12 protein-coding genes are annotated in these 15,428 nt (G+C 52.4%); 5 read left to right on the forward strand and 7 right to left on the reverse strand.

The window, feature by feature from the left end:
* Positions 1-6: 6 nt before the first annotated feature.
* The 3 genes from lysS to tatA all read right to left on the reverse strand — a co-directional run bounded on the left by lysS (position 7) and on the right by tatA (position 2,943).
* A complete protein-coding gene (gene lysS, locus HMPREF1527_RS06360) occupies positions 7-2,082 on the reverse strand; it encodes a lysine--tRNA ligase (protein WP_016477870.1) in 2,076 nt (691 codons plus the stop codon).
* A gap of 76 nt (positions 2,083-2,158) precedes the next feature.
* Positions 2,159-2,638: a transcription elongation factor GreA gene (greA, locus tag HMPREF1527_RS06365; protein WP_016477871.1), complete on the reverse strand. Its 480-nt coding sequence runs from the start codon at positions 2,636-2,638 to the stop codon at positions 2,159-2,161.
* Positions 2,639-2,709: 71 nt separating this feature from the next.
* Positions 2,710-2,943: a twin-arginine translocase TatA/TatE family subunit gene (gene tatA / locus HMPREF1527_RS06370; protein ID WP_016477872.1), complete on the reverse strand. Its 234-nt coding sequence runs from the start codon at positions 2,941-2,943 to the stop codon at positions 2,710-2,712.
* A gap of 108 nt (positions 2,944-3,051) precedes the next feature.
* Between tatA and HMPREF1527_RS06375 the strand changes: the two genes are divergently transcribed.
* From HMPREF1527_RS06375 to mgtA, 3 genes are all read left to right on the forward strand, one after another.
* Complete coding sequence (locus tag HMPREF1527_RS06375) at positions 3,052-3,912, forward strand: spermidine synthase (RefSeq protein WP_016477873.1); 861 nt, start codon at positions 3,052-3,054, stop codon at positions 3,910-3,912.
* Positions 3,913-3,932: 20 nt separating this feature from the next.
* On the forward strand, positions 3,933-5,585 hold the full coding sequence (locus HMPREF1527_RS06380) for a malolactic enzyme (RefSeq protein WP_016477874.1): 1,653 nt from the start codon (positions 3,933-3,935) through the stop codon (positions 5,583-5,585).
* Positions 5,586-6,101: 516 nt separating this feature from the next.
* The gene (gene mgtA, locus HMPREF1527_RS06385; RefSeq protein WP_016477876.1) at positions 6,102-8,930 is read left to right on the forward strand and encodes a magnesium-translocating P-type ATPase; all 2,829 of its coding nucleotides are present in this window, start codon (positions 6,102-6,104) and stop codon (positions 8,928-8,930) included.
* A 118-nt stretch (positions 8,931-9,048) separates the two neighbouring features.
* On the opposite strand, the gene HMPREF1527_RS06390 is transcribed toward mgtA, so the two are convergent.
* The 3 genes from HMPREF1527_RS06390 to HMPREF1527_RS06400 form a co-directional block, all read right to left on the reverse strand.
* On the reverse strand, positions 9,049-10,782 hold the full coding sequence (locus HMPREF1527_RS06390; protein ID WP_016477877.1) for an ABC transporter ATP-binding protein: 1,734 nt from the start codon (positions 10,780-10,782) through the stop codon (positions 9,049-9,051).
* Between the two features lie 15 nt (positions 10,783-10,797).
* On the reverse strand, positions 10,798-12,615 hold the full coding sequence (locus HMPREF1527_RS06395) for an ABC transporter ATP-binding protein (RefSeq protein ID WP_016477878.1): 1,818 nt from the start codon (positions 12,613-12,615) through the stop codon (positions 10,798-10,800).
* 263 nt (positions 12,616-12,878) lie between these two features.
* Entirely contained in the window at positions 12,879-13,178 is a 300-nt protein-coding gene (locus HMPREF1527_RS06400; protein WP_016477879.1) for a hypothetical protein, read from the reverse strand.
* A gap of 251 nt (positions 13,179-13,429) precedes the next feature.
* On the opposite strand from HMPREF1527_RS06400, the gene HMPREF1527_RS06405 reads away from it, so the two are divergent.
* The gene (locus tag HMPREF1527_RS06405; protein WP_016477880.1) at positions 13,430-14,380 is read left to right on the forward strand and encodes a 3-hydroxyacyl-CoA dehydrogenase; all 951 of its coding nucleotides are present in this window, start codon (positions 13,430-13,432) and stop codon (positions 14,378-14,380) included.
* A gap of 121 nt (positions 14,381-14,501) precedes the next feature.
* Here HMPREF1527_RS06405 and HMPREF1527_RS06410 read toward each other — a convergent pair whose 3' ends face one another.
* Positions 14,502-14,750 carry a type II toxin-antitoxin system RelE/ParE family toxin gene (locus HMPREF1527_RS06410; RefSeq protein WP_255344835.1) on the reverse strand — a complete coding sequence of 83 codons (249 nt, stop codon included), beginning with the start codon at positions 14,748-14,750 and terminating at the stop codon, positions 14,502-14,504.
* Positions 14,751-14,876: 126 nt separating this feature from the next.
* Between HMPREF1527_RS06410 and HMPREF1527_RS06415 the strand changes: the two genes are divergently transcribed.
* Positions 14,877-15,419: a DUF4342 domain-containing protein gene (locus HMPREF1527_RS06415; RefSeq protein ID WP_035434169.1), complete on the forward strand. Its 543-nt coding sequence runs from the start codon at positions 14,877-14,879 to the stop codon at positions 15,417-15,419.
* Positions 15,420-15,428 lie beyond the last annotated feature (9 nt).

The following is a 15,428-nucleotide window of genomic DNA, read 5'->3' on the forward strand; positions in this document are numbered from 1 at the left end:
GTCGGATTAGTACAGTTTGGCGCCTGCCGGAATGCGGTTATCCACCATCAGAAGATGCAGTTCTTCCTCGCCGTTTCGCTCGTTCACGGCAGAAAGCAGCATGCCACAAGAATCAATACCCATCATGGCTCTGGGCGGGAGGTTTGTGATAGCAATCAAAGTCTTTCCAACCAATTCGTCCGGCTCGTAATAAACGTGAATTCCGCTTAAAATCACGCGGTCCGTATCCGTTCCATCATCCAAGACGAACTTGAGGAGCTTCTTACTCTTTGGTACAGCCGAGCATTCCTTGACCTTGACGGCGCGGAAATCACTTTTGCTGAACGTATCAAAATCCACAAAATCAGTGAACAACGGTTCAATTTTCACTCCGGAGAAGTCAATCTTCTCGTTTGGCGCGAAGAAGCCGCTTGCCTCAGAAGCAGTCTCTGCCGCGACCTCAGACGTGGCCTCAGACGCGGTTTCAGATGCGCCCTCTTCTTTGGCTCCTGCATCCTCATGCACTTCTGTATTGTTCGGCCTTGAGGGTCTCATTTGCGGGAAGAGCAGAACGTCGCGAATCGAAGGCTGATCACAGAAGAGCATAATCATGCGATCGATTCCGTAACCGACACCGCCTGCGGGGGGCATACCGTACTCAAGAGCGCGGATGAAGTCGTAATCGTACTCCATGGCCTCATCATCACCCTGACGCTTGGCCTCCATTTGAGCGGCAAAACGCTCTTCCTGATCCACGGGGTCATTAAGCTCAGAATAGGCGTTTGCATATTCAGCGCCCTTAATAACCAGCTCAAAACGGTCAGTCAGACGAGGGTCATCTTCCTTGCGCTTGGTCAAAGGAGAGACCTCCGCCGGATAATCACAGACAAACGTTGGGTTTACGATACTCTTCTCGCCAAGCTCGTCATAGATTTCAAAGAGGAGCTTGCCTGCCCCCCACTCAGCATTCCACTCAATGTCATGGTTGTCGAGCACAGCGCGCAACTTCTCAACGGGGGTGTCAATGGAGAGATCCTCACCCGTAACCTCAGACGCTATCTCTGAAAGAGGCGCCACACGCCACTCACCCGACAGGTCAATCTCGGTACCCTGGAAGGTAATAACCTCGTGACCAGCTTCGCAGCCGCAGGCACGGCGAGCGATATCCTGGAAAAGCTCTTGAGAAAGTTTGCGCATACCGGCCAAATCAGAGTAGGCAGCATACGCTTCCATGGAGGTAAACTCGGGGTTGTGCGTAAGATCCATACCCTCGTTTCTGAATTGACGACCAATCTCAAAGACGCGCTCAAGGCCGCCAACAATCAGACGCTTGAGCGGTAGCTCGGTAGCAATGCGCAGATAGTTTTCGGTGTTTAAGGCGTTGTAGTGCGTGATAAACGGCTTGGCATTAGCGCCACCGAGAATCTCCTGCAAAACGGGAGTCTCTACCTCCATATAACCATCGTCTTCCATATGCTGGCGGATGATGGAAATGATTTGAGAGCGCTTACGAAATACCTCACGTACCTCAGGATTCATAATAAGATCAACGTAGCGCTGGCGATAACGGACTTCGCGATCAGTAAGACCGTGGAATTTCTCTGGCAGCGGGTGCAGCGACTTAGACAACAACCTCAGGTGAACAGGCGCGATGGAAAGCTGGCCGCGGCGAGTGCGCATCACCGTACCGGTGGCACCGATAATATCGCCCAAATCAAGCATGCCGAGAAGATCCCAACTTGCTTCATCGAGATTATTGATACGGCAGAACAGCTGCAGCTGACCGGTATGGTCTTCGATAACGACAAAGGCAATCTTGCCCTGATTGCGAATAGCGCGGACGCGGCCCGCAACAGCGTATTCGTCTTCAGTGCTCTCGCCGTTCTCAAGCGCGGCGTAGCGTTCTTCCAGTTTGGAAACGTGCGCGGTAACCTCAGACTGTATAGGATACGGATTGATCCCGGCGTCAAGTAAGGCTTGGCGGCGAGCCCTGCGCTGGGCGCGCTCGTCATTGACTGACACTTCAGCGCTGTTTTTCTCGGCGGCATTGTTCTGCTCGGCAACACCATTCTTTTCGACAGCGTTTTGCGCGTTTTCCGACATGCATCCTCCTGGGATTTCAATAAATAAGCCCCGCGCCGGACAGACACGGGGCAAACTCTTGTATGTTCCGGCCGGTCTAGCGGGTAATTGCGGTAATGGTGTATTTCTTCACCTTGCCGTTTGGCGTGGTGAATTCTACCTTGTCGCCCTTTTTATGGCCGATAAGCGCCTCTCCTGCGGGTGATTCGTTTGAAATCTTATGTTCAAGCGAATTGGTCTCGGTGGTGCCCACGATAATGTACTTTGCCGTCTTTCCCTTTGCGTCTTCAAGCTCAACGGTAGTGCCAATGGCTACCGTGATTCTGCGCTTGCTGCCGCCTTCAACGACTTTCGCGACAGAGAGAATCTGACGGATCTCATTGATGCGGGATTCGTTGTGCGACTGCTCTTCCTTGGCGGCGTCGTACTCGGAGTTTTCGGAAAGGTCACCAAAGCCGCGGGCTTCCTTGATGCGTTCTACAATCTCGTCATGCTTTTCGCCCTCGCGATACGCGAGCTCTTCAACAAGCTTTTGACGACCTTCGGGGGTAAGTACAATCTCTTTGCTGGTATCCATCGGATTCTTTCTGTTAATAGGACTGGTGCAGGGTTGACTGGATGTGGTCTGGCGTTGCGCGAGAAGCGCGTTTACTCGGCCTTCTTCTCGTCCTCGACGATTTCCACATCAACGTCATCGTCCTCCTTCTTGGAAGACTTCTTGGCGTCTTTGTCGTCGTCAATATCTTCTTCCATACCCTCGCGAACAGACTTGACTGTCTGACCTAACGACTTGCCGAGCTTCGGAAGGTTCTTCGGCCCAAAAATCACAAGAACGACCACGAGAATAATGAGGATCTCAGGAATGCCAAGACCAAGAATCATAGGAACTACCTCCGTGACAATTTAAGTGTATATCGCTCATTCACGCGTACGCGCGATGTCGCATCCGCTAGTATAACCGAGAAAGCAACGGAATAACAAGGAATTAGTATGCTCACATCTGATCTACAAGCGCTTCTACTTTGGTCGCTCATCATTTGTCTTGCGATTATCGGTATTTACCTGCTGTTTTTATGGGTTCTTCGACTTCGCGGCATTTATGTCACGCGTACGAAATTTGGCGTCACAATGGTGTTTGACTCCGTCGACGCCGACAACACTCCCGTGCGCCTTCTGAATGTCAACGGAACGTACCAGTCGGTAAGCTACACACCCAAACAGCTCCGCGCCGAGCTGGCAGTTGAGTATCATCGCCTTATGGCACGCTTGATTGAGGAGGTCACCGCCACGCCGCGAGAAGAGCCGCGCGACCGTGTGCTCGTCTTGGGAGGCGGTGGATTTTCGCTCCCGAAATATCTCATCGCTCACTGCCCTCAGCTGGATATCACTGCCGTAGAGATTGATCCCAAGATTGTCGCAATTGCACATGAGCGTTTCTTTCTTGATGAAGCGCTCGCTCAAAGCAACGCTGATCACGGTGGCAGAGTGCATATCATCACGGACGACGCCTGGAAGGTTCTTCAAAACGAGAAAGCTGACTCGCTCGCTGTTATCGTAAACGAGGTGTTTGCAGGTAAAAAACCTCTTGGCCCCATGGAGACCGCTCAAGGAGCGGCGCTGGTACATGAGCGGCTGCGCAAGGGTGGCCTTTACCTGGCAGACATCCGCTGCCCTTTGGAAGGCCCCACGTCAGCGCCGCTTGCTGAAGTCGCTAAGGAATTTGGAAGCGTTTTTGCCCATGTAGTCTACATTCCGGAATGGCCCAGCACGCCAAAGACCGCGGGAAACAACGTATTTCTCGCTACAGACGCGGATATCGCGTATCCAAAAGGTACTATTGTTGTGAAATAAAACCGACGTCGGGAGGCATCATGAAGCGCGGCCTTGACCTTTTGAACGACCCTTTTCTGAACAAGGGAACAGCTTTTACAGCTGAAGAGCGCGCAAAGTACAACCTTGTGGGACTTTTGCCTCCACATATTCAAACCATTGAGGAGCAGGTCAGACAAGCCTATGAGAACTATTCGACAAAGGCTGATAGTGAGGCTAAACGCCACTATCTGATGCGTTTGTTCTCAAAGAACCGGACTCTGTTCTATAACCTCTTCTCCAAGCATCTTGAGGAATTCATGCCCGTGGTGTATGACCCCACCATCGCGCCCGATATCGAGAAGTACTCTGAGCGCTACGTCGATTCGCAATATGCCTGCTTCCTGTCTGCTGACCATCCCGAAAGCATCGAGGCGTCGCTGGTCAATGCCGCCGCCGGCCGCGATATCGACCTCATTGTGGTTACCGACGCCGAAGCAATTCTCGGCATCGGCGACTGGGGCACAAACGGCGTTGAAATCTCCGTTGGCAAGCTCATGGTATATACCGCGGCCGCCGGTCTTGACCCTAGCCGCGTCCTTCCAGTTGTTATCGACGCGGGCACTCATCGCCAAGAACTTTTGGACAGCGATCTTTATCTTGGCGAGCGTCACGGACGCTTTGATGACGAGAAGTACTACGAGTTTGTTGACCGCTTTGTCACCTGCGCTGAACAGCTGTTCCCCAACCTCTATCTGCACTTTGAGGATTTCGGGCGCAGTCATGCGACCGTATTGCTCGACAAATACAAAAATACCTATCCCGTGTTTAATGATGACGTTCAAGGCACCGGCATTGTTACCCTTGCTGGTATTTTAGGCGGTCTGAATATCACCGGCGAAAAGCTCGCCGACCAGATCTATCTCTGTTTTGGCGCCGGCACCGCAGGCTGCGGCATCGCTAATCGTATTCTGCAAGAGTTTGTGGACCAGGGTATGGACCGAGAAGAAGCACGCACGCATTTTTACCTGGTAGACCGCCAGGGGTTGCTTTTTGACGATATGAATTCCTTGACGCCTGAACAGCGTCCCTTCGCCCGCAAACGCTCCGAGTTTGAAGACGACGCTGACCTTACAACGCTTCTGGACGTAGTACGCGCCGTTCATCCCACCATTATGGTAGGAACGTCTACCGTCCACGGGGCTTTTACCGAAGACGTTGTCAGAGAAATGGCCGCTCACTGCAAGCGTCCTATGATTTTCCCGCTCTCTAACCCCACAAAGTTAGCCGAAGCCACAGCCTTTAATGTGCTTACGTGGACCGAAGGACGCGCGCTGGTAGCCACCGGAGTTCCATCCGATGATGTCACGGTCAACGGCGTCACCTACCAGATTGGTCAGGCAAATAACGCCCTTATCTACCCCGGTCTTGGTCTTGGCGTTCTCGCCTCAAAAGCACGTCTTCTAACCGATCAGATGATTTCTTTGGCAGCTCACTCCCTGGGCGGCATTGTCGACACTACACAACCTGGAGCCGCAGTTTTGCCTCCCGTTTCCCGCATCACCGAGTTCTCGGAACGTATCGCCACAGGCGTTGCTAAAGAGGCTGTCAAGCAGGGGTTGAACCGCAAGCCAATCACGGATGCCTCAGCTGCCGTCCATAACCTCAAATGGGTTCCGGTCTATCAGGAACTTGAGGTGCACTTGTTGAGCTGACCGTCTATCTGCCTGTATTTACGCAGCGTACCCATTACCTCAAATCCGCGCGACGTACTCCGAGCGCAAGCGTGTAAAGATTGATCGCCCTCCTATGGTCAGCATGAACAATGAGCTGCAGGAAAACTTCCGTGGCACAATCACAATGGCTCAGCGAAGCCCTTGACCTTTGCAGAGTATATCGCTACGCTACTGCCAGAAATGGCTTATGGACGCGTTGTCTTTATGCATCGATTATCAGGTAGTTTTAGGCAGTTTGATCTCCCGTATAAGGAGGTGCTTTATGTCCGATCACAGTCGAAGTCCCCGTTCAAGCGCGGAGCCCCGTCTTTACGCGTTGTGGCTTTCCTTCGGCATAAAGCGCTGCGAAACTTGCCGCGTTCTTCTCGCCCGCCAGTCCTTCGTTTCTTACCGATAAGAACGACACAACTTATGTGAAGCATATGTTCCGCGCCAGGTTCTCACCCACCGGCCGACGCCGACACGCTCGGCATGACTCCGAAACGGAGGTGCGCAATGTCTTCAACCAGGCGCGCAATTCACAACCACAGCAACCGTACGCTCACGAGCGGAGACCTCGGAACTCTGCTGACCTTTGCTGCCGCCCACTCCGAACGCAGCGTCTGTCACAAAGCACACACTACGCCCCAGGGGCTGCCGATTGACATCGCTCAGGCCAAGCTTGACCTCAATGGTCCCAACGCTATCTCGGAGGCCGTTGAGGATCCAGCGGTTATTCGATTTATCAAAAGCTTTGCAAGCCCCTTTACACTCATTTTGGTAGTGCTCGCCGCAATCTCCTATGTCACCAACGTTATGCTGGCGCCACCCGGAGAAAAAGATCCCTCTACGGTCATCATCATTGCCGTTATGGTGCTCATCTCAGGCATCATTGATTTCGTGCAAAGTTCAAAAGGCGCTTCTGCAGCCGCGGCGCTCTCAAAGATGGTTACCGCCACCACATGCGTAATCCGCCAGCCAATCAGCTTTGACAGCTTCGATGATGAGGCTGCAGCTGCCAAAGACAGCAACGGCTCCGGCAATCATACTGAAGCCGCCGGAGATAACGACAGCTTTAGCACGGAAATCCCTTTTGCTGAGGTAGTCGTTGGAGACGTAGTGCTTCTCGCCAGCGGAGACATGGTACCTGCCGACTGCCGCGTGCTTGACGCCAAGGATCTCTTTGTAAACGAAGCTGCCCTGACCGGAGAATCCGAGCCTGTCGAAAAGCTGACGGGTGTTGTTCACGCGCGGCGGCGAGCCGATGGAACACGCTATCCGCTTTCCCTCTCTGAGTGCACAAATCTGCTGCTCGCAGGTACCACCGTACAATCAGGCAGCGCTCGCGCCGTTATAGTGGCCACAGGAGACGAGACCTATGTAGGGCGCATTTCAAAGGCGCTCAGGCAGCCGCCTGCCGAGACAAGCTTCGATGCGGGTTTGAAATCGGTCTCTAAGGTTCTTGTCGTCTTTATGCTGGTCATGTGCCCGATTGTGCTGCTTGTCAATGGCATCATGAAAGGAGACTGGCTGGACGCACTTTTGTTCAGCGTCTCGGTTGCCGTCGGCATTACGCCGCAGATGTTGCCCGTCATTGTCACCACCTGTCTCTCACGCGGAGCCACGCGGATGGCAAAACAAGATGTCATCGTCAAGAGCCCTTCTGCCATTCAAAATCTCGGCGCCATCGATATCCTCTGCACCGACAAGACCGGCACCATCACGGCAGACGAGGTCATACTTGAGCGTCATCTGAACGTTCTCGGCGAGGAGGACGAATCCGTTTTACGCCATGCTTTTTTGAACAGCTATTTTCAGACAGGGCTTCGCAATCTCATCGATAAGGCCATCATCAAAGCTACTAGGCGCCTTACTGATATAGACCATCTGACCGGCGATTACCTCAAAATCGATGAGGTTCCCTTTGATTTTGAGCGTCGCCGTATGAGCGTGGTGGTCAAGGACGACTCGGGCAGAACCCAGATGATTACCAAGGGCGCCGTCGAGGAAATTCTCACCGTCTGCACCTCCGTTGATCTTGGCAGCGAGGTGTCTCCCTTGACCGAAGCGCAGCGCCGCGAAGTGCTTCGACGCGTGCAACATCTCAACGCCGAAGGCATGCGTGTCATAGCGGTAGCGCAGAAGAACGACCCGCGGCCGGTAGGTGAATTTGGCGTCGATGATGAGTCCGAGATGACTCTCATTGGCTATCTGGCATTTCTTGATCCGCCTAAAGCAAGCGCTGCTGAAGCTGTCAAAAAGCTTGGCGAGAGGGGCGTCAGCGTCAAAGTCCTTACGGGCGATAATGAAGGCGTCGCGGCGGCCGTTTGCGAAAAAGTCGGCATCAAAGTCGACGTGCTTCTTTTGGGCGAAGAAATTGAAACTCTCTCCGATCAGACGCTCCGTAAGCGGGTTGAAGAGACGCAACTCTTTGCCAAACTTTCTCCCATGCAGAAAGCGCGTGTTGTTGAAGCGCTCCGCCGAAATGGCCATATCGTAGGCTTTATGGGCGACGGCATCAATGACGCAGCTGCCATGCGTGCTTCTGACGTCGGCATCTCTGTGGATACTGCCGTTGATGTAGCGAAGGAATCAGCTGACATCATCCTGCTGCAGAAGGATCTTCTCGTCCTTGAAAGCGGTGTTGAGGAAGGCCGGCGTACCTATGGCAATACAATCAAATACATCAAGGCAACCGCCAGTTCAAACTTCGGAAATGTTCTTTCGGTTATGGTTGCCAGTATTCTGCTTCCGTTTTTGCCTATGTCCGCGCTCCAGCTCTTGCTCTTGGGACTTGCTTATACGCTGACCTGCATCGCAATTCCCTGGGATACGGTTGATGAGAGCTTTTTGGCAAAGCCCCGCTCATGGGAAGCCCGCTCCATTACAGGCTTTATGCTCTGGATAGGACCGGTAAGTTCCATCTTTGACATACTCACCTTCGCGCTCATGTTCTTTATCATCTCCCCGGCCCTTTCAGGTGGCACCTGGGCAGAACTGACCGCCTCCGGCGCTCTCGCCGCCCAAACTCTTTTTATCGCGTCATTTCAGACAGGCTGGTTCATAGAATCCATGTGGACCCAGACGTTTGTCCTGCACGCTTTACGCACCGAGAAACTGCCTTTCATTCAAAGCCGCCCCTCTGCAGCCCTGACAGCGCTTACGATTATTGGCATCGCAGCGGTCAGTGCACTGCCTTTCCTGCCTGTAGTATCTACTGCCCTCGGTCTAGTTCGTCTACCGGTAGTCTTTTTCGGCTGGCTTTTAGCGCTTATGCTTGGCTATCTGATTCTTATCAGCATCGTCAAGACAATATACATACGACGGCATGGCTCACTGCTGTAACCCATGTATATCATCAAAACTTTGCACACCGAGAAACTGCCTTTCACTAAAACTGATGCCTGCAAGCACGCTTACTTGCAGGCATCGTCTTAACCGAAATCCTATCCTTCGCCAATCTTTAGGCAATCTTCCAGCCGACGGTCTTCTCGCGCATATTGACAAAGTCAGCGTAGAGGCCACCTTCCGCCATAAGCGATTCATGGGTACCGCGCTGCACGATATGTCCATGGTCAAGCACCAGTATTTGGTCGGCGTTGCGCACTGTCTTTAAACGGTGAGCAATCATGATGACCGTTTTTGACTGCGTAAGCTCAGCAATGGCGCGCTGAAGCTCCAGCTCATTTTCAGGATCAACATTGGCTGTTGCCTCATCAAGCACCACAATCGGCGCATCCTTCAGAATGGCGCGAGCGATGGAAAGACGCTGACGCTCACCACCGGAAAGCGAAGAGCCACTCTCTCCCAGCCGCGTCTCATAGCCGTTGGGCAACGCCTGTATAAACTCCTCACAACAGGCACGGCGAGCGGCTTCTACCACCTGCTCATGCGTCGCCTCAGGGCTACCAAACTTGATATTGTTTTCAATAGTGTCGTCAAACAGGAAAACGCCTTGGAAAACGGTGGAGAAATTCTGCAACAGCGAATCAACCTTGTAGTCACGCACATCGTGTCCTCCCAAGGTGACTTTGCCGGAATCTACATCCCAAAAACGCTCAATCAGACGGGCTAGCGTTGTTTTACCGGACCCGCTAGGACCCACGATAGCACATGAAGTGCCTGCAGGAATAGAAAGACTTACGCCATCGAGGATGCGGCGGTCATCATAGCCAAAGGTAATATCGGACACTTCGATGTCAAAGGCATCGGCCTTCTCGATGGCCGCGCCCTCATCCATGGGAGGCGTGGCGAGAAGTTCATTTGTCTGCTCCATAGCAATTTCGATATTGCGAAGAATCGCCGAAAAGCGTCCGGCCGCCTCTAGGCGACTGAACAGCATAAACGATACCACCACTACGGTCAGGCAGGTAGCCGTAGCGAGGCTGCCGGAGAGCCACAGCCATACAGACATCAGGCACATGACAACGCTTGTGGCCTTAGAAACCACCATCTGCAAAATCGAGAAGCGCAGCGCCTTAAACTCAAGGGCTAAAGCCTGGGCTCGGCAATCATCAACGGTATGCGCAAGTTTGCCTTCCGCATCGTCCACAAGAGAAAACGCGCGCACTACGCTGATACCACGCACATATTCAAGCACCGCGCTTACAAGAGCGGTGTTGGCTGCAGAAAATTTTTCAGCCGTCACGCGTACATAGCTTTGCAAAAGTTCCATGCTCAGACAAAAGAGCGCCAGCGTCACGGCAGCCATAAGGCCAAGGCGCCAGTCAAGCGCGCACAAAAAGATGACAACAATCAGGGAAAACACCAAGCCACCAACGATGGTCATATACAAAAGGCCACCAAGATTTTGCATAGCGTCAAGCTGGTTGGTCATAATTGACGTCACTTCACCAAGGCTGTTCTCGTTGAAATAACCCATGGGCAAATGGCGCAGCGTATCCCCGACCTCGGCGCGTTTTTTACCTGCCATGCTGAAGTTGGCGTCGCAAAAATTCTCGCTCTTGAAGTGCGAACACACAAAGGTCCCCGCAATGCTGATGCCCATAACTCCTAGGGCGAGAAGAGCTGTCTGACCCGAAAGCGTCCCGGCAGTCAACGCGCTAAAGACTATCCAGAGCGCGGTTATCTGCAGGCCCTCAAACAGGCAGCACAAAATGGTAAACAGGAGGCCCTTGTAGAGCCTGTCACGATACGCACTTCCAAATTGGAAGTACATTTTCAAAACAGAAAGCATCGGCAGCCCCTTTCGTTAAGCCTCGTCAAGTGCGCCCATATGTGCGCGGTACATAGTCGCATAGAGCGGACAGGTATCCATCAGCTGGTCATGAGTGCCTTGAGCCTCGATGCGTCCGTCGTTGACAACCACGATCTTGTCGGCGTTTTGCACAGTCGAAAGGCGATGCGCAATGACTACGAGCGTTTTGCCAGCTACAAGTTTTGCTACCGCAGACTCGACTTCAGCTTCCGACTCGGGGTCCGCATACGCCGTAGCCTCGTCAAGTAAGATGATTGGTGCGTTTTTGAGCATCGCACGCGCGATAGCTACGCGCTGGCGCTCGCCGCCCGACAGATGACCACCCGAGCCTCCTACAACTGTTTGATAGCCGTCAGGAAGCGACTGTATAAAGTTGTGACACCCGGATGCCTTAGCGCACGCGATAACCTCATCGTCCGTAGCGCCTTTGCGGCCCATCCGGATGTTGTCCATAATAGTTTCATCAAAAAGGTAACTGTCTTGATCAACATAGGCCACAAGGTCAGCAAGCTGGGACGCTGCCAGCATGCGGATATCCTTTCCTCCGATAGAAACCGAACCTTCAGTGGGATCCCAGAATCCCGCAACAAGGCGCGCGAGGGTCGACTTACCGGAACCGCTGGGGCCAACGAATGCCGTTACCTGGCCGGATGCAACCGTAAGATCGATGCCGTGAATGACCTCATCGGTATCGTAGGCAAAATGAACATCAGTGAGCACAATGTCAGTACCTTCAAGCGCGCAGGGCTTCTCGGCACGCTTTTGGTCGGGGTAGTTCAGTACCTCTGAAATCTCCTCAACGATTGTTCCAACCTGGGCAAGCGAATCGCCAAAGCTCATCGCGGCATACAAAGGTTGAAAGACGCCAAGCGACAACACCGCGCACATAACAAACGTTGAAGGCGAAAGCGTACCCTGCATAACAAAGAGGCATCCCAGCGGCAGTACCGTCACCAATGTCGCGGGAGCGACAGAAAGCATAGCGTCCTGCCAAATTTGGCAGTGGCTCATCCAGTCGATAAAAGCATGTGCGGAAGCGTACACCGCCTTTGAGAACTTTTCGTAGGAACTTGCCGACTGGCCGAACGCCTTAATGACCTCAATGCCCGAAACATACTCAACCGAGGCGTTGTTCATCTCTTTGCCGGTGGTAATGGTATTTTGATACCAGAACGCGTAGTCTTTCATCATGCCTGCCAGGCAGCCCAAGCCCACGACGATAGTCAGCAGCGTGGCAAGAGCCAGGCGCCAGTCAAGAATCGCCAGATATATAAAGACCGCAAGAACAACGGTGAGGTTTGACGTCAGCTCGGGAACGGCATGAGCAAGCGTTGTTTCAATACTGTCTATTTTCTCAACAAGCAAGCGCTTAAGCGTGCCTGACGGAGTATCCAGCACGTATCCCATAGGAACACGTGTGAGCTTCTGCGCAAGACGAACGCGCAGATTTGCGATAGTAGCAAACGTCGCAATGTGGGAAACCGTTGTCGAAAAATGATGGAAGATAATCTGCACGATATAGCCTACGGCAGCGATAAGACCCCACTGCAGGTAAAATGACCAATCCCGAACGCCGTTAAAAATGCCGACCACCATAGTGCCGGCAACGACATACGGCACCATGCTCCCCATAACGCCAATAATGGCGAGAAGAACGGAGAACGCGTAGGTACCCTTTCTGTCTGACCACTCAAGCAGTACGGCTACGGGATTTACTTGAGGCTGCTGATTTGCAGTCTCTTCCTTCTGCTGTCCGGAATTTTGTTGGGGGTTTTGCACAGTCTCCCCCTGCACAACCTCTTGTGCATCCATATTGCCTCCCTGCAACCGGTTTCAACATCAAACGTCTGTCTTTATGGCAGTCATTGACAGACACTGCGATTCTGAAGCCGACTATCAAAAGTTAGCCAATGATAACTATTTGATAGTGTCATACCGCTTCGAGAAGAAGGCAAGTAATATCTTCAAAAATCGGTAAAAGCTACAAAACATCCAACTCATTGAGTCCATAGCTTTTATGTATGGCTTGCTCCAGGTGCTCTAAAGGGGCTCTCACGGCGCGTCGACAAGCTCAGCTATGCGCCCTTACGCGTACCTCTGAAGGCAAAGTCACGTCCGGCGGCATGAACAATACCTTCGATAGTGTCGCCTCGCACACGGCCTCCGCAGGTAAATACAACAGGCCCCACAAAGGTCGCTACGTTTCCGCCAAAGGTAAACGAATCGCCTTGCACGCGGCCGTTCTCAATAGCAAGTTCCATACCAAGAGCACTCATAGTTCCCGTAAGAGTTTCATCCTCAGCATGCAAAATCGCGGTGCCCGTCTTCGGACCCATGGGAGTTTCGGCCGTTATGTCATATGTTCCGTCAATCATGTTGCCTCCGTCATTTTTGGTACACGTTTCGTTGAGCTGTTTCATTTAACTGTTTCGTTGAACAAAAGCGTGACAGCAAGCAGCCGACATGTCAATTTCTAAGGGGCTTCTCGCCGCGTCAGCCCTGCCGTTCACGTTTGTTACTATCACGGTCGCGGAATACCTTCGCAGAATCTGACTTTTCAGACTCTCATGGGGTATATGAGAACGAACGTAAGACATCGTCTCTTCAAGGGAGGAAGGACAGTCCGATGGATATTTCAAACGTAAAAAAGGTAACTGTTGCCGGCGGAGGCGTCCTTGGCAGCCAAATCGCTTTTCAGACGGCATACATGGGATACGACACCACCATTTGGCTTCGCACCGACGCGTCGATTGGTCGCGCGCAGCCCAAGATTGATCGTCTTAAGGAGATTTATCTGAATACCCTTGAGGCTCTCAAAACCAATCCAAGCGCGTACGCGTACGGTCTTGTCGCTCAGGAAGAGATTACTGCAGAGAAACTCGATGAGCTTAAGGAGCAGGTTGAAAAGGTATACGCTCATCTGAAGCTTACCGTTGACTGGAACGAAGCATTCAACGATGCCGATTTTGTCATTGAATCCGTCGCCGAAGAGCCAAAGCAGAAAATCGCGTTTTATACCGAGCTCGCAAAGCATCTGCCCGAGAAGACCGTTGTCGCGACAAACAGCTCAACCATGATTCCCAGCATGTTTTCAACATACACTGGCCGTCCAGAAAAGTACCTCGCGCTGCACTTTGCCAACGAAATCTGGAAGAACCCGCTTGCGGAAGTCATGGGACACGCAGATACCGCACAGGAAAATTTCGATCTGGTGGTAGCGTTTGCCGCAAGCATCCGTATGATTCCTGTCAAAGTATTGAAAGAGCAGCCTGGCTATCTCTTGAATTCAATGCTCGTTCCCTTGCTATCAGCAGCCGAGGGTCTTTGGGCAGGTGGCGTAGGTTCGCCGGAGGACATCGACAAGGCATGGATGATTGGTACCGGCGCTCCGGCAGGACCGTTCAGGATTTTAGACATCATCGGCCTTACGACCGCTTATAACGTTGGTATGCTCAATCCTAAGGCTCAGCAGGAAGGCACACTCGAAAACCGCATTGTTACACTTCTTAAAGAGAAGATTGATGCAGGAGAGCTGGGCATTAACGCCGGCAAGGGCTTCTATTCGTACAAAAAGTAGGCCCACGGCGCAACGCAAACGTTACCGAGCGCACATGTGAACTGCTTGACAACAACACCCCGAGAAGGTCGACCTTCTCGGGGTGTTTTCTCTCGCGTCTCTTGTAATCTACATCCTCAGCCTACAGGCGTATCTTGTAGAATTCAGACCCATGAAACACTCTGAGGACTACCGCATACCCTTCCACAACGCTGTAGATGCAGACATACTCATCGCAGAACAACTTGCGGTATCCGAGCCGGCGCAAATCAGCATCGTGATGAAGAGGCCCAAGTAAGGGGTTTTCCTCTAAAAGACCCATAGTATCCAGCAGCTTTTTCATGAACTTCTTGGCAGACGCTGGTCCGACTGCTTTGCTTCTATAGCTCACAAGAAAACCGTGAGAGAATTATTATGCAAGCTTAATCAAGTCTCAAGAATTGGTTAAGCTTACTAGGTCACCATGAAGCAAGACGAAGACGAAGGGCGTCTTCGTGTCGTCGGAAGGACGATCATCATGGAGAAACTAGAAAAAGTAGAGTTCATTCGCGAGAAGTGCGCTGTGAGCTATGGGGATGCCAAGGCAGCTCTTGATGCCTGCGGTGACAACGTACTCGACGCTATCATCTGGCTTGAAAAACAGGGCAAGACGGCTCAGCAAGCAACGAGCTACACCACCGAAGCCAATGCGCAACCGGAGGTCTCACCGGAGATGAAAGAGGCGCAAGCGGCCTACCAGGCATCCAGCAAAAAATCAGAGTTTTCTCAGCATGTAGACTCAGCTTGGGGAGGTTTCAAAAAACTGCTGAACAAAGGTGTCGAAACCAAATTTATTGCTACGCGCCATGGCGAGCAAATCATAACCATGCCTGTCATTATCCCCATCATCGGCCTCTTTATTTGGGGATTCACCATTTGGCTGCTCATCATCGGCCTCTTTTTTGATATGCGCTATCACATCAAGGGAGCGCATCCGGTCACGGTCGATGTCAACGACGCCATGGACAAAGTAGCCGACGCCGCTGAAACCATTAAGAAAGACGTTACCGTAAACGACTAGGAAGGCGTG

The organism is Atopobium sp. oral taxon 199 str. F0494, assembly GCF_000411555.1.
In the GTDB taxonomy this organism is placed as follows: Bacteria; Actinomycetota; Coriobacteriia; order Coriobacteriales; family Atopobiaceae; genus Lancefieldella.

Bases quoted from the DNA above. Each gene is read 5' to 3' on its own strand.
- HMPREF1527_RS06395 (WP_016477878.1), bottom strand. From the start codon at position 12,615: ATGGATGCACAAGAGGTTGTGCAGGGGGAGACTGTGCAAAACCCCCAA.
- lysS (WP_016477870.1), bottom strand. From the start codon at position 2,082: ATGTCGGAAAACGCGCAAAACGCTGTCGAAAAGAATGGTGTTGCCGAG.
- tatA (WP_016477872.1), bottom strand. From the start codon at position 2,943: ATGATTCTTGGTCTTGGCATTCCTGAGATCCTCATTATTCTCGTGGTC.
- HMPREF1527_RS06405 (WP_016477880.1), top strand. From the start codon at position 13,430: ATGGATATTTCAAACGTAAAAAAGGTAACTGTTGCCGGCGGAGGCGTC.
- HMPREF1527_RS06400 (WP_016477879.1), bottom strand. From the start codon at position 13,178: ATGATTGACGGAACATATGACATAACGGCCGAAACTCCCATGGGTCCG.
- mgtA (WP_016477876.1), top strand. From the start codon at position 6,102: ATGTCTTCAACCAGGCGCGCAATTCACAACCACAGCAACCGTACGCTC.
- greA (WP_016477871.1), bottom strand. From the start codon at position 2,638: ATGGATACCAGCAAAGAGATTGTACTTACCCCCGAAGGTCGTCAAAAG.
- HMPREF1527_RS06375 (WP_016477873.1), top strand. From the start codon at position 3,052: ATGCTCACATCTGATCTACAAGCGCTTCTACTTTGGTCGCTCATCATT.
- HMPREF1527_RS06390 (WP_016477877.1), bottom strand. From the start codon at position 10,782: ATGCTTTCTGTTTTGAAAATGTACTTCCAATTTGGAAGTGCGTATCGT.
- HMPREF1527_RS06415 (WP_035434169.1), top strand. From the start codon at position 14,877: ATGGAGAAACTAGAAAAAGTAGAGTTCATTCGCGAGAAGTGCGCTGTG.
- HMPREF1527_RS06380 (WP_016477874.1), top strand. From the start codon at position 3,933: ATGAAGCGCGGCCTTGACCTTTTGAACGACCCTTTTCTGAACAAGGGA.